The 15,142-nt window shown below is 59.9% G+C and carries 11 protein-coding genes; all 11 read left to right on the top strand.

Annotation, left to right across the window (positions count from 1 at the left end; all coding sequences use genetic code 11):
• Positions 1-61: 61 nt before the first annotated feature.
• The 11 genes from ASC74_RS31740 (at position 62) to ASC74_RS28490 (ending at position 15,028) form a co-directional block, all read left to right on the top strand.
• Complete coding sequence (locus ASC74_RS31740; protein ID WP_003176118.1) at positions 62-238, top strand: hypothetical protein; 177 nt, start codon at positions 62-64, stop codon at positions 236-238.
• Entirely contained in the window at positions 222-3,176 is a 2,955-nt protein-coding gene (locus tag ASC74_RS28535) for a sensor histidine kinase (RefSeq protein ID WP_162247459.1), read from the top strand. Before ASC74_RS31740 ends, ASC74_RS28535 begins: the two co-directional genes overlap by 17 nt.
• A gap of 22 nt (positions 3,177-3,198) precedes the next feature.
• Positions 3,199-4,635 carry a sigma-54-dependent transcriptional regulator gene (locus tag ASC74_RS28530; protein WP_056746074.1) on the top strand — a complete coding sequence of 479 codons (1,437 nt, stop codon included), beginning with the start codon at positions 3,199-3,201 and terminating at the stop codon, positions 4,633-4,635.
• A gap of 885 nt (positions 4,636-5,520) precedes the next feature.
• The gene (locus ASC74_RS28525; protein WP_008153304.1) at positions 5,521-6,921 is read left to right on the top strand and encodes a polynucleotide adenylyltransferase PcnB; all 1,401 of its coding nucleotides are present in this window, start codon (positions 5,521-5,523) and stop codon (positions 6,919-6,921) included.
• Between the two features lie 3 nt (positions 6,922-6,924).
• Positions 6,925-7,410 (top strand): 2-amino-4-hydroxy-6-hydroxymethyldihydropteridine diphosphokinase, encoded by a 486-nt coding sequence (gene folK / locus ASC74_RS28520; RefSeq protein WP_056746072.1) that lies wholly within the window; start codon positions 6,925-6,927, stop codon positions 7,408-7,410.
• A 367-nt stretch (positions 7,411-7,777) separates the two neighbouring features.
• Complete coding sequence (panB, locus tag ASC74_RS28515; RefSeq protein ID WP_033054352.1) at positions 7,778-8,578, top strand: 3-methyl-2-oxobutanoate hydroxymethyltransferase; 801 nt, start codon at positions 7,778-7,780, stop codon at positions 8,576-8,578.
• Positions 8,575-9,435, top strand: a complete 861-nt coding sequence (panC, locus tag ASC74_RS28510) for a pantoate--beta-alanine ligase (RefSeq protein ID WP_056746070.1) — start codon at positions 8,575-8,577, stop codon at positions 9,433-9,435. The genes panB and panC overlap by 4 nt, the downstream gene beginning before the upstream one ends.
• A gap of 210 nt (positions 9,436-9,645) precedes the next feature.
• Positions 9,646-10,026 (top strand): aspartate 1-decarboxylase, encoded by a 381-nt coding sequence (gene panD, locus ASC74_RS28505; RefSeq protein WP_008153310.1) that lies wholly within the window; start codon positions 9,646-9,648, stop codon positions 10,024-10,026.
• A 229-nt stretch (positions 10,027-10,255) separates the two neighbouring features.
• Positions 10,256-11,920: a glucose-6-phosphate isomerase gene (gene pgi, locus ASC74_RS28500; RefSeq protein WP_056746068.1), complete on the top strand. Its 1,665-nt coding sequence runs from the start codon at positions 10,256-10,258 to the stop codon at positions 11,918-11,920.
• 232 nt (positions 11,921-12,152) lie between these two features.
• Positions 12,153-14,090, top strand: coding sequence for an acetate--CoA ligase (gene acs, locus ASC74_RS28495; protein WP_056746066.1), 1,938 nt, complete (start codon positions 12,153-12,155; stop codon positions 14,088-14,090).
• 65 nt (positions 14,091-14,155) lie between these two features.
• Entirely contained in the window at positions 14,156-15,028 is an 873-nt protein-coding gene (locus ASC74_RS28490) for an oxygenase MpaB family protein (RefSeq protein ID WP_056746063.1), read from the top strand.
• Positions 15,029-15,142: the final 114 nt, after the last annotated feature.

Raw genomic sequence — 15,142 nt, 5'->3', positions numbered from 1 at the left:
GCGCCCATCCGTTACCATCGCCGCACGTTTTCGGGCACGCGCATAAAAAAGAGAGGCCGGGATGTACATCTATCGCTTGGTCCTGCTCCTGGTAGTGGGGATTTATCTGTTCTCCCCAGCCATCATGGATTGGTGGATCGACGCCACTGGCGCCTGGTATCGCCCTTATCTGCTCTGGCTGATTCTGATCGTCGTGACCTTCATCCTGCAGAGCCAAAAAGATGCCGATGAGCTTTAGCCTGACCCAGATGATCCTGATCAGCGCCGCGTACCTGGCGGTGCTGTTCGGCGTAGCCTGGGTCAGCGAACGGGGCATGATCCCCCGGGCGATCATTCGCCACCCGCTGACGTACACCCTGTCGCTGGGCGTGTATGCCAGTGCGTGGGCGTTTTACGGCACGGTGGGCCTGGCCTATCAATACGGCTACGGCTTTTTGTCCAGCTATCTAGGCGTCTCCGGCGCGTTTCTGCTGGCACCGGTGCTTTTGTATCCGATCCTGAAAATCACCCGCACGTATCAGCTGTCGTCGCTGGCCGATCTGTTCGCCTTCCGCTTCCGCAGCACCTGGGCCGGCGCACTGACCACGATCTTCATGCTGATCGGCGTGCTGCCGTTGCTGGCGTTGCAGATTCAGGCGGTGGCCGACTCCATCGGCATCCTCACCCGCGAACCGGTGCAACATCGCGTAGCCCTGAGCTTCTGCGCACTGATTACGCTGTTCACGATTTTCTTTGGCTCGCGCCACATTGCCACCCGCGAGAAACACGAAGGCCTGGTGTTCGCGATTGCGTTCGAGTCGGTGATCAAACTAATCGCCATCGGCGGCGTTGGCCTCTATGCGCTGTACGGCGTGTTCGACGGCCCGCAACAGCTGGAGCTGTGGCTGCTGCAAAACCAGACCGCCCTCGCCGCTTTGCACACGCCATTGCAGGAAGGCCCGTGGCGTACGCTGCTGCTGGTGTTCTTCGCTTCGGCGATTGTGATGCCGCACATGTACCACATGACGTTTACCGAAAACCTCAACCCGCGCTCGCTGGTCAGTGCGAGCTGGGGCTTGCCGCTGTTCCTGCTGTTGATGAGCCTGGCGGTACCGCTGATTCTCTGGGCCGGACTGAAACTCGGCGCGACCACCAACCCGGAATACTTCACGCTGGGTATCGGCATCGCCGCCAACAACAAGGCCCTCGCGCTATTGGCCTATGTCGGTGGATTGTCGGCGGCCAGCGGGTTGATCATTGTCACCACCCTGGCGCTGTCCGGGATGGCGCTGAACCATTTGGTGCTGCCGCTCTATCAGCCGCCCGCCGAAGGCAACATTTATCGTTGGCTGAAGTGGACCCGCCGGGCGCTGATCGTCGCGATCATCATGGCCGGTTATGGTTTTTACCTGCTGCTGGGCGCGGAACAGGATCTGGCGAATCTGGGCATCGTCGCCTTCGTCGCCACCCTGCAGTTCCTGCCGGGTGTGCTGTCGGTACTGTACTGGCCGACCGCCAACCGCCGCGGTTTCATCGCCGGTTTGCTCGCGGGGATTCTGGTGTGGCTGGTGACCATGCTGCTGCCGCTGGTTGGCAATCTGCAGGGTTTCTACATTCCGCTGCTGAACATGATCTACGTACTGGACGACACCAGTTGGCACATGGCAGCGATCGCCTCGCTGGCGGCCAACGTGCTGATGTTCACCCTGATTTCGCTGTTCACCAACGCCAGCAGCGAAGAAGCCAGCGCCGCCGAAGCCTGCGCCGTGGACAACGTGCGCCGGCCGCAACGCCGTGAACTGCACGCCGCCTCACCCCAGGAATTCGCCACACAGCTGGCAAAACCTTTGGGCGCCAAGGCAGCACAGAAAGAAGTCGAACAGGCCCTGCGTGACCTCTATCTGCCTTTCGATGAGCGCCGGCCTTATGCCTTGCGCCGCTTGCGCGACCGTATCGAAGCCAACCTCTCCGGCCTGATGGGGCCGAGTGTGGCTCAGGACATGGTCGAGACATTCCTGCCTTATAAGGCCGGCGGCGAAAACTACGTCACCGAAGACATCCACTTCATCGAAAGTCGCCTCGAGGATTACCACTCGCGCCTGACCGGGCTTGCCGCCGAACTCGATGCCCTGCGCCGTTATCACCGCCAGACCCTGCAGGAATTGCCGATGGGCGTTTGCTCGCTGGCCAAGGATCAGGAAATCCTCATGTGGAACAAAGCCATGGAGGAGCTGACCGGGATTGCCGCGCAGCGTGTAGTCGGTTCGCGCCTGAGCACCATTGCCGATCCATGGAAAGAGCTGCTGCAAGGCTTCATCAATCTGCCGGACGAGCATTTGCACAAACAGCACCTGGCGCTCGACGGCCAGACCCGCTGGCTGAACCTGCACAAAGCGGCGATCGATGAACCGCTCGCACCGGGTAACAGCGGCTTGGTGTTGCTGGTGGAAGACCTGACCGAAACCCAGATGCTCGAAGACAAACTGGTGCACTCCGAGCGCTTGGCCAGCATCGGCCGACTCGCCGCCGGCGTGGCCCATGAAATCGGCAACCCGATCACCGGCATCGCCTGCCTGGCGCAGAACCTGCGCGAAGAGCGTGAAGAAGACAGCGAACTGAAGGAAATCAGCGGGCAGATCCTCGAGCAGACCAAACGCGTGTCGCGCATCGTTCAGTCGCTGATGAGCTTCGCCCACGCCGGCAGCCATCAGCACAGCGACGAGCCCGTCTGTCTGGCCGAAGTGGCCCAGGATGCCATCGGTTTGCTGGCCCTGAACCGACGCAATTTCGAAGTGCAGTTCTACAACCTGTGCGATCCCGATCACTGGGTCGAAGGCGACCCGCAGCGGCTTGCACAAGTACTGATCAACCTGCTCTCAAATGCCCGCGATGCCTCGCCTCCCGGCAGCGCGGTGCGGGTCAAAAGCGAAGCCGGCGAACACACGGTCGATTTGATCGTGGAAGACGAAGGCAGCGGTATTCCGAAGAACATCATGGATAGATTGTTCGAACCTTTCTTCACCACCAAGGATCCTGGCGAAGGCACCGGTCTGGGCCTTGCACTGGTCTATTCCATCGTTGAAGAGCATTATGGACAAATCACCATCGACAGCCCGGCTGATGTTCAAAGCCAACGCGGCACCCGTATCCGGGTGACCTTGCCGCGTCATGTCGAAGCGACGTCCGCTGTGAACTGAGACCGTCGAGAGTATCGAATCAATGCCGCACATTTTGATCGTCGAAGACGAAACAATTATCCGCTCCGCCTTGCGCCGCCTGCTGGAACGTAACCAGTACCAGGTCAGCGAAGCCGGTTCAGTGCAGGAAGCACAAGAACGCTTCACCATTCCCACGTTCGACCTGATCGTCAGCGACCTGCGTCTGCCTGGCGCACCTGGCACCGAGTTGATCAAGCTCGGCCAGGGCACTCCGGTGCTGATCATGACCAGCTACGCCAGCCTGCGTTCGGCGGTCGACTCGATGAAGATGGGCGCGGTGGATTACATCGCCAAGCCTTTCGATCATGATGAAATGCTCCAGGCCGTCGCGCGAATCCTGCGTGACCGTCAAGCTGTGCAAGCCAGCGGTGAGCCGGTCGCCGGTAAAGCCGGCAATGGCGCTGCGAAACCGGGCGCCAGCAACAACAACGGCGAAATCGGCATCATCGGCTCCTGCCCGCCTATGCAGGATCTGTACAGCAAAATCCGCAAAGTCGCGCCAACCGACTCCAATGTTTTGATTCAGGGCGAATCCGGCACCGGTAAAGAACTGGTGGCGCGCGCCCTGCACAACCTGTCCAAACGTGCCAAGGCGCCGATGATTTCGGTGAACTGCGCGGCCATTCCAGAAAGCCTGATCGAGTCCGAACTGTTCGGCCACGAAAAAGGCGCGTTCACTGGCGCCAGCGCCGGGCGTGCCGGCCTGGTCGAAGCGGCCGACGGCGGCACTTTGTTCCTCGACGAAATCGGCGAACTGCCACTGGAAGCCCAGGCCCGCCTGCTGCGCGTGCTGCAGGAAGGTGAAATTCGTCGTGTGGGTTCGGTGCAGTCCCAGAAAGTCGATGTGCGCCTGATTGCTGCGACTCACCGAGACCTCAAGAGCCTGGCGAAGATCGGCCAGTTCCGTGAAGACTTGTATTACCGCCTTCACGTGATCGCCCTGAAACTGCCGGCCCTGCGCGAGCGCGGCGCGGACGTCAACGAAATTGCCACCGCGTTCCTGGCGCGACAGAGCGCGCGGGTCAACCGCACCGACCTGAAGTTCGCCCCGGATGCCGAACAGGCCATTCGTCATTACGCCTGGCCGGGTAACGTTCGAGAGCTGGAAAACGCCGTAGAACGTGCCGTCATCCTGTGCGAGAGCCCGGAGATTTCCGCCGAGCTGCTGGGGATCGACATCGAACTGAGCGATCTGGACGATGACGACTTCATCGGCCTGCCACCACAACAGGGCAGCGCCGCCGGTAACAATAGCCATGAGCCGACCGAAGACCTGTCACTGGAAGACTACTTCCAGCACTTCGTTCTCGAGCATCAGGACCACATGACCGAAACCGAGTTGGCGCGCAAACTTGGTGTCAGTCGCAAATGCCTGTGGGAACGCCGTCAGCGCCTGGGCATTCCGCGGCGCAAGACCGGGGTGGCCAGCGAGAGCTGAACCTCGCCTGTCTGATGCGCGGGTAACACGTGACAAGGTGAAAAAACTGTTACCTCAGTTTTTCCACGTAACAGAAGCCGGGGCTTACGGTAACGAAGCCCCGGTTTTTTTTGGCCTCTGAAAACCTCACCAGCCGGCCTAACCCCTTGTTTTGCTGGGCCTCGCAAAAGTTGGCACGCCCCCTGCTATATGTTTGGTACAAGAACAATAACAAGCAATGCACAAGACAATAAAAATAAGACGTATCGACTCACGCACAATAAAAACAAGACGGCGAGAGGCGCAGCTAACTGATTCTTTTGGAGAGGCGTTGTATTTGGGGCTTGCCCCACGACCAGGCCGAGAACAACAAAAAACTGTCACAAGACAGAGCCTGAACTGGTTGGATCGCAAGATCACTGCAACACAGCGACCAAAGCAATCCGTTTGCTCTTGGCTCCCGATTGGGAGGGCCATGAAGGAAAAACTTCATGGCGAGGGCACTTAACAAAAACAAAAAGCCCGAATCAAAAATAAAAATAGAGCATGCAACTACTTTCTTGGGGAGCTTCGGCTCCCCTTGTAGTTTCTGGTGTTTGGCCCTTGTAGCGGCACTTTGTAGCAGCTGCCGAGCAACGCGAGGCTGCGTTCGACTGCGGAGCAGTCGCAATACAGGCACCCGGCTTCTTCTGACACACCGCAATCTCTGGTTTTACGACTACTGCGTAGTCGAACGCAGCCTCGCAGGCTCGGCAGCTGCTACACAGAGCCAATCCGCACCAACAAGCCCCTGCTTCAAGCGCTTGCGCAGCTTCCTACACCATCCCCCGACTAAATGCTAGAATCCCCGCCCATCATGCGGTCATTCTTCGTTTTGGCCGAACATTCCTTCAAACAGTGCATCCCATGCTGAAGAAGCTGTTCCAGTCATTCCGTTCTCCCAAGCGTCATACGCAACACATTCGCAGTACGCCTGAAGTGCTCAACAGCGGCCAACATTCGCTGCAAAAGGCCCAATTCAGTCGCTACGCGGTGAACATCGTCGAACGCCTGCAGAACGCCGGTTACCAGGCTTATCTGGTCGGCGGCTGTGTGCGTGACATGCTGCTCGGCATCACGCCAAAAGATTTCGACGTCGCCACCAGTGCCACACCTGAACAGGTGCGAGCCGAATTCCGCAACGCGCGGATCATCGGTCGTCGCTTCAAGCTGGTGCACATCCACTTTGGCCGCGAAATCATTGAAGTCGCGACCTTCCGCGCCAATCACCCGCAAAACGATGAAGAGGAAGACAGCAACCAGTCTTCCCGTAACGAGAGCGGGCGCATCTTGCGCGATAACGTCTACGGCACGCTGGAAGAAGACGCGCAACGCCGCGACTTCACCATCAACGCCTTGTATTACGATCCGGTCAGCGAGCGCATCCTCGATTACGCCAACGGCGTACACGACATCCGCAATCACCTGATCCGCCTGATCGGCGATCCGAAGCAACGCTACCAGGAAGATCCGGTACGGATGCTGCGAGCCGTGCGTTTCGCCGCCAAGCTGAATTTCGGCATCGAAAAACACAGCGCCGCGCCAATCCGTGAACTGGCGCCGATGCTGCGCGAGATTCCATCGGCCCGCCTGTTCGAAGAAGTGCTCAAGCTGTTCCTCTCCGGCCATGCCGCGGACACCTTCGAGATGCTGGTCGACCTGCAGCTGTTCGATCCGCTGTTCCCGGCCAGTGCCGAGGCGCTGGAATACAACCCGACCTATACCCACACGCTGATCAGCGAAGCGTTGATCAACACCGATCTGCGGATCAAACAGAACAAACCGGTGACCCCGGCGTTCCTGTTTGCTGCGCTGCTTTGGCCTGCGTTGCCGGCCCGCGTGTTGCGCCTGCAAGAACGTGGCATGCCACCGATTCCGGCGATGCAGGAAGCGGCTCATGAACTGATCGCCGAACAGTGCCAGCGCATCGCGATTCCGAAACGCTTCACCATGCCGATCCGCGAGATCTGGGACATGCAGGAGCGTTTGCCACGCCGCAGCGGCAAGCGCGCCGACCTGTTGCTGGACAACCCACGGTTCCGTGCCGGTTACGACTTCCTGCTGCTGCGCGAAAGCGCCGGCGAGCAGACCGATGGCCTGGGCGAATGGTGGACGGATTATCAGGACGCCAACGACAGCGAACGTCGCGACATGATCCGCGACCTCAGCGGCAAGGACGACGGCACTGGCGCTCCACGCAAACGTCGCCGCAGCGGTGGCGCCAAGCGCAAACGCACCGCCGGTGCACCGAGCGCCACGGGCGAGTAATCCATGGAACGCATCTACATCGGCATGGGCAGCAATCTGGCTGACCCCGCCGAACAATTGCGCAGCGCCGTCGACGCGCTGGCACAGTTGCCGCAGACCGAACTGATCGAGGTTTCCGGGTTTTATCAGAGCGACTCGCTGCTGCCCGGCCAACCGCGTTATACCAACGCGGTTGCCGCCCTCGACAGCACGCTCCCGCCGCTGGCGCTGCTTGATGCGCTGCAAGCCATCGAGAACGGGCAGGGCCGCGAGCGCCTTGAACGCTGGGGGCCGCGAACGCTGGATCTCGACATCGTACTGTTCGGTGATCGGCTGATCGATGAACCTCGCCTCAAGGTGCCTCACTACCATCTGCAGGAACGAGCTTTCGTTCTCTATCCACTGGCCGAACTGGCGCCTGCGGATTTGCGTCTGGCCGATGGCCGCAGCCTGAGTGATTTGCTCGCTGCCTGCCCGTTCGTCGGCTTGGAACGACTCCCTCCGAATTAATGCACATCCCCTGTGGGAGCGGGCTTGCTCGCGAAGGCGGTGTGCCATTCGGCATCAATATTAACTGACACACCGCCTTCGCGAGCAAGCCCGCTCCCACATTGGTTTTGTGTCGAACATGAGATTGGTAGTTGCTGAATCGCATCAGTTACCCCGGTAACACCCCACGCGTAACAATGCGGTAACACACGCAATTGACTTCCCGAGTTCTCCTCACGACTATAGGCGTCCCGCTGCCGCCAACACGGCGTTGAAGGGCGCAATCCAGGCCTTAAAAGCACGACAACAGACCGTGCGCCTGTATTTAACGAAGAATCACGCGCGTTACTCGCAGTAGTTTCCACAGCGCCTGAATGAGGAACTTTTCATGCCAGCCATCACCCTGACCACTCTGCAAGGTCTCAAGCAAAAAGGTGAAAAGATCACCATGCTGACCTGCTATGACGCGACCTTCGCCCACGCCTGCAATGAGGCTGGTGTCGAAGTGCTGCTGGTGGGCGACTCCCTTGGCATGGTTTTGCAAGGTCACGACAGCACCCTGCCGGTCACCACCGCTGAAATGGCTTACCACGTGGCGTGCGTCAAACGCGGTAACACCGATGCGTTGATCCTCGCCGACCTGCCCTTCATGGCCTACGCCACCACCGAACAAGCCATGACCAACAGTGCCCTGTTGATGCAGGCGGGTGCGCACATGGTCAAGGTTGAAGGTGCGCTGTGGCTGGCGGACTCGATCCGTCTGCTGGCCGAACGCGGTATCCCGGTGTGCGCGCACATGGGGCTGACACCGCAATCGGTGAATATCCTCGGCGGTTACAAAGTCCAGGGTCGCAACGAAAACCAGGCGCGGCAGATGCGTGCCGATGCGATCGCCCTGGAACAAGCGGGCGCGGCGATGTTGCTGCTCGAATGCGTACCGAGTGAACTGGCCGAAGAGATCACCCAGGCGGTAAAAATCCCGGTGATCGGCATCGGCGCCGGCAGTGGCACCGACGGCCAGGTACTGGTTCTGCACGACATGCTCGGCCTGTCGATCACTGGCCGTGTGCCGAAGTTCGTGAAGAACTTCATGGCCGGGCAACAAAACATTCAAGCGGCGCTTGGTGCGTACGTCACTGAAGTCAAAGCGGCGACTTTCCCTGGTATCGAACACGGATTCTCTGCATGAACACCGTAAAAACCGTACGCGAATTGCGGGCCGCCGTGGCCCGTGCCCGCAGCGAAGGCAAGCGCATCGGCTTCGTGCCGACCATGGGCAACCTGCACAGCGGTCATGTGGCACTGGTGACCAAAGCCTCCCAACGGGTGGATTTCGTGGTCGCAAGCATTTTCGTCAACCCGCTGCAGTTCGGCGCCGGCGAAGACCTCGACAAGTACCCGCGCACCCTCGCAGCCGATCAGGAGAAACTGCTCCAGGCCGGTTGCCACTTGCTGTTCGCGCCAACTGTTGAAGAAATGTACCCCGACGGCATGGTCGGCCAGACCCGAGTCAGCGTTCCGCAACTCTCCGAAGGCCTCTGCGGCGCCAGCCGTCCCGGGCATTTCGAAGGTGTGGCGACGGTAGTCACCAAGCTGTTCAACATGGTTCAGCCGGACCTGGCGATCTTCGGCCAGAAAGACTTCCAGCAACTGGCTGTGATCCGCGCCCTGGTGCATGACCTGAACATGCCGATCCAGATCATCGGCGAACCGACGGTACGTGCAGCCGATGGCCTGGCGCTGTCGTCGCGCAATGGTTTCCTCAGCGAAGAACAGCGGGCCGTTGCGCCGGTTGTGTATCGCGGTTTGAGCCAGATTGCCGACGCGATCAAACAGGGCGAACGGGATTTCCCGGCGTTGATCGGTGCGCAGATCAAGCAGCTTGAAGCGGCGGGTTTGCGTCCTGACTATCTGGAGATTCGTCATGCGCTGACCTTGCGCCCGGCAACGGCGGAAGATCGGGATCTGGTGATTCTGGTGGCAGCGTTCCTGGGTACGACGCGGTTGATCGATAACCTGCATCTGAACCTCGACGCTACTGCCTGAACACCGCAAAACAAATGTGGGAGCGGCGGTGCGACGATTCGACTTGCTCGCGAATGCGGTGGATCAGTCGGCATCAATGCTGAATGACACACCGCTTTCGCGAGCAAGCCCGCTCCCACATTAGATCTACGTCGCTTCCAGACTGTATTGCTGGCCCTCAAGCCTTTGGGCACAATGCCCGCCGTTCGATTCCGACCCGGGGAAACACTCATGCACGCCATCATGCTCAAAGCCAAGCTGCATCGCGCCGAAGTCACCCACGCTGTACTCGATTACGAAGGTTCTTGCGCCATCGACGGCGAATGGCTGGACCTGTCCGGCATCCGGGAGTACGAACAGATCCAGATCTACAACATCGACAATGGTGAACGCTTCACCACCTACGCGATACGTGGCGAAGAAGGTTCGCGCATGATCTCGGTCAACGGTGCCGCAGCGCACAAGGCCAAGGTCGGTGACCGCGTGATCATTTGCGCTTACGCCCACTACAGCGAAGCCGAGCTGCTCAACTTCAAGCCACGCATGCTCTACATGGCGCCGGGCAATGAACTGAGCCATACCAGCAATGCCATTCCGGTTCAGGTCGCCTGATCCCGTCTTAGCCCCTCCCCCTTCCGTTTGTCGGACCGTTCCCTGCTCGATGTATAAAAAAGTACCGGGAACGGGTCAGACAAAGTCAAGACAGATCGCAGCGCGAGGTTTACTGTATTCGCCCTGTGTCATGAAATCGTGTCGACGCAGTTGACCGGACGCCCACCCACAGCGCTCCGGTATTTTTAGTGTTCAAAAGGCCGTTCAAGTAAAAAGGAAACCCGCAGCGATGGCGTATTACCGCACCCCTCAAGACGTTACCGCTCTGCCCGCCTGGCAAGCGTTGAATGACCACCGCCAAGCCATGCAGGATTTCAGCATGCGCGAAGCCTTTAATGCCGATCCGCAGCGCTTTACCCAATTCACCCTCAGCAGCTGCGGCCTGTTTCTCGACTACTCGAAGAACCTGATCAACGCTCAGACCCGAGATCTGCTGGTGGGCCTGGCCAACGAAGTTGACCTTCAGGGCGCGATCAAAGCGCTGTTCGAAGGCGAAATCGTCAACTCCTCCGAAGGTCGTCCGGCCTTGCACACCGCCCTGCGCCGTCCGGTCGGCGACAAGCTGAAGGTCAACGGCGTCAACGTGATGCCGGAAGTGCACAAGGTCCTGAACCAGATCACCGACCTTGTGGGCCGTATCCACGACGGTTTGTGGCGCGGTTACTCCGAGAAGCCGATCACTGACGTGGTGAACATCGGCATCGGTGGCTCGTTCCTCGGCCCGGAGCTGGTCTCCGAAGCGCTGCTGTCCTACGCCCAGAAAGGCGTGCGCTGCCATTACCTGGCGAACATCGACGGCAGTGAGTTCCACGAACTGACCATGAAACTGCGCGCCGAAACCACGCTGTTCATCGTTTCGTCGAAATCCTTCAACACCCTCGAAACCCTGAAGAATGCCCAGGCCGCACGCGCCTGGTACCTGGCTCAGGGTGGTTCGGAAGCCGAGCTGTATCGTCACTTCATCGCCGTCTCCAGCAACAATGCAGCGGCTGTGGCATTCGGGATCCGCGAAGAAAACATCTTTCCGATGTGGGACTGGGTTGGCGGCCGTTACTCGCTGTGGTCGGCCATCGGTTTGCCGATTGCCCTGGCCATCGGCATGTCGAACTTCAAGGAACTGCTGTCCGGTGCCTACACCATGGACCAGCATTTCCAGAGCACACCGTTCGAACAGAACATGCCGGTGCTGCTGGCGTTGCTCGGCGTCTGGTACGGCAACTTCTGGGGCGCGCAAAGCCACGCGATCCTGCCGTACGACCACTACCTGCGTAACATCACCAAGCATTTGCAACAGCTGGACATGGAATCCAACGGCAAGAGCGTGCGCCAGGACGGTACCCCAGTGTCCACCGACACCGGCCCGGTGATCTGGGGTGGCGTGGGCTGCAACGGTCAGCATGCTTACCACCAGTTGCTGCACCAGGGCACCCAACTGATCCCGGCCGACTTCATCGTGCCGATCGTCAGCTTCAACCCGGTGTCCGACCACCACCAGTGGCTGTACGCCAACTGCCTGTCGCAAAGCCAGGCGCTGATGCTGGGCAAGACCCTTGCCGAGGCCGAAGCCGAGTTGCGCGACAAAGGCATGAGCGAAGAAGAGGTGCAGAAACTCGCGCCTCACAAGGTGATCCCGGGCAACCGTCCGAGCAATACGTTGGTGGTCGAGCGCATCAGCCCGCGTCGTCTCGGCGCATTGGTGGCGATGTACGAACACAAAGTCTTCGTGCAAAGCGTGATCTGGGGCATCAACGCCTTCGACCAGTGGGGCGTGGAGCTGGGCAAAGAGCTGGGTAAAGGCGTCTACAACCGCCTGGTCGGCAGCGAAGAAACCCCGGCTGACGATGCTTCGACCCAAGGCCTGATCAACTACTTCCGCGGTCGTCACCGCGGGTGATAGGCTGAAGGGGCGGCTTACCCGCCCCTTCTACTTGCAACATCGACAGTTCCACGGCACCGGGTTTACCGCAAAATCGGTGGCGTGCGCTATCACTGTGTAGGAGCTGCCGAAGGCTGCGATCTTTTGATCTTGTTTTTAACAATCAAAATCAAAAGATCGCAGCCTTCGGCAGCTCCTACGAGGGTCGCGCAGCTCCCCTCTTGTCGCAAAACAAGAATAAGGAACCGTCATGTTCGATATCAGCACGTTCCCCCAAGCCGATGCCGTCCGCCGGGCTGCACAATTAAGTCAAGACGACTACAAGCGCCTGTACCGCCAGTCCATCGAACATCCCAGCACCTTCTGGGCCGAGCAGGCCACACGCTTTCTCGACTGGAGTAAGCCGTGGGATACCGTCCAGCGCTATAACCTGAAAACCGGTGAGGCGAGCTGGTTCGCCGGCGCAAAGTTGAATGTCAGTTACAACTGCATCGACCGTCACCTGGAAAAGCGCGGCGATCAAATCGCGATCATCTGGGAAGGCGACGACCCTGCCGAATCCGCGCAGATCAGCTACAAAAAACTTCATCACAACGTCTGTCGCCTGGCCAACGTGCTCAAAAGCCGTGGCGTGAAGAAAGGCGACCGCGTGTGCATCTACATGCCGATGATCCCCGAAGCCGCGTACGCCATGCTCGCCTGCACGCGCATTGGTGCGGTGCATTCGGTGGTGTTTGGTGGTTTCTCTCCGGACTCTGTGCGTGACCGGATTCTCGATGCCGACTGCCGCACCGTGATCACCGCCGATGAAGGCGTGCGCGGCGGTAAGGTCGTTCCGCTCAAGCAGAAGGTCGACAAGGCGCTGCACAGTTGCCCGAACGTCAGCACCGTCATCGTGGTCGAGCGCACCCAGGGCGAAGTGGACTGGGTCGAGGGCCGGGACATCTGGTATCACCAGGCGCTGCGTGACGTCAGCGATGATTGCCCGCCTGAACCGATGGACGCCGAGGACCCGCTGTTTATCCTCTACACCTCCGGCAGCACCGGCAAACCCAAAGGCGTGCTGCACACCACTGGCGGCTATCTGCTGCAAGCGGCGATGACCTTCAAGTACGTGCTCGACTACCGCGACGACGAAGTCTTCTGGTGCACCGCCGATGTCGGCTGGGTCACCGGTCACAGCTACATCGTCTACGGTCCGCTGGCCAACGGCGCGACCACGCTGATCTTCGAAGGCGTGCCGAGCTACCCGAGCAGCTCGCGCTTCTGGCAGGTGATCGACAAGCACCATGTGAACATTTTCTATACCGCCCCGACCGCCCTGCGCTCCCTGATGCGTGAAGGCCCCGAACCGTTGAAGGAAACTTCCCGCGCGAGCCTCAGATTACTCGGCAGTGTCGGTGAGCCCATCAACCCGGAAGCGTGGGAGTGGTACTTCAATGCCGTCGGCGAACAGCGTTGTCCGATTGTCGATACCTGGTGGCAGACCGAAACCGGCGGCATCATGCTCAGCCCTTTGGTCAGCGCTCAACGGATCAAACCCGGCTGCGCCACGCAACCGATGTTCGGCGTGCAACCAGTGCTGCTCGATGAAGTGGGCAAGGAAATCAAAGGTGCGGGCAGCGGCGTGCTGGCGATCAAGTCCAGCTGGCCGGCGCAGATCCGCAGCGTCTACGGCGACCCGCAACGAATGGTCGACACCTACTTCAAGCCCTACCCCGGTTACTACTTCACCGGCGACGGCGCCCGGCGCGATGAGGATGGCGATTACTGGATCACCGGGCGCATTGACGACGTGATCAACGTTTCCGGGCACCGCATCGGCACCGCGGAAGTGGAAAGCGCGCTCGTGCTGCACGACAGCATCGCCGAAGCGGCGGTGGTCGGTTATCCCCACGACGTCAAGGGTCAGGGCATCTACGCCTTCGTCACCCCCATGAACGGCACCGAGCCCAGCGACGAACTGAAGAAAGCATTGCTGGCTCACGTCAGCGAGGAAATCGGCAGCTTCGCCAAACCGGACCTGATCCAGTGGGCGCCGGCCTTGCCGAAAACCCGTTCGGGCAAGATCATGCGGCGCATTCTGCGCAAGATCGCCTGCAACGAACTGGACAGCCTGGGCGACACCTCGACCCTGGCTGACCCGAGCGTGGTCCAGGAGTTGGTCGATAAACGCCTGAACCAATAATCGCTTGTTTCAAAAGCCTGCGCGGCCGTTAATGGCCGCGCCTCCTTTTCCGCCACTGAGTCGCCATGGAATTCATCCGAACCCGTATCGAAACCCAGATCATGAGCCTGAGCGGTTTGTCACTGGGCAAGCTCGACCTGGAAAACCCCAAGGGCGATCCCGGCCTGTTCGGCCCCGATTCGGTGAGCTGGCAAGTGCATGGTGACTTCAGCAGCATGCTGATCGGCGGCATCAGCGCCCTGATGCTGCAGGCACTGCATCCACTGGCCCTGGCCGGGGTCTGGGACCATTCGAATTTTCGCGAGGACATGCTCGGCCGACTGCGCCGCACCGGGCAGTTCATTTCCGGCACCACCTTCGGTTCGCGAAAGGACGCCGACTGGCTGATCGAGAAAGTCCGCACCATCCACCTGCAAGTGACCGGCACGGCACCGGATGGCCGGCCCTACGCCGCCAGCGATCCCGATCTGTTGACCTGGGTGCACGTGGCCGAAGTCAGCAACTTCCTCGCGGCCCATTTGCGTTACCGCAATCCGAACCTTTCCCTGGCCGACCAGGACCGTTACTACGCGGAAATCGCGCTGGTCGCCGAACGGCTCGGCGCCCGTGACGTGCCGCGTTCGCGACAGGAAATTGCCGATTACCTTGAACGCATTCGCCCACAGCTACTGTGCGATGAGCGCAGTCGAGAGGTGTTACGGCTATTGTTGAACGCCCCGTCCCCCAGCCGTTTGGCCAGACCTTTCGGCAGTTTGATGATGCAGGCCGGGATCGACCTGCTGCCGGACTGGGCCAGTGACATGCTGGGCGTCAGCCAGAGCCCGCTGCAACGCAAGCTGATCCGCGCCAGCGTCAATCGCAGCGTGCCGATGCTGCGCTGGGCGGTGCGTAACGGCTCGGCGCACCGGGCCAAACGACGGATGGGATTGTTGACCTGATAGTCCCTAAAAGCATCGCGAGCAGGCTCGCTCCCACAGTGGGTTTGTATCGGACATAAATTTTCAAACAATAGTGATCCCTTGTGGGAGCGAGCCTGCTCGCGAAGGCAGCCC

The organism is Pseudomonas sp. Root329 (assembly GCF_001424925.1).
GTDB lineage: Bacteria > Pseudomonadota > Gammaproteobacteria > Pseudomonadales > Pseudomonadaceae > Aquipseudomonas > Aquipseudomonas arabinosi.
Note: the sequence above shows the minus strand (reverse complement) of the source record. Positions and strands in the feature narration are given on the sequence as shown.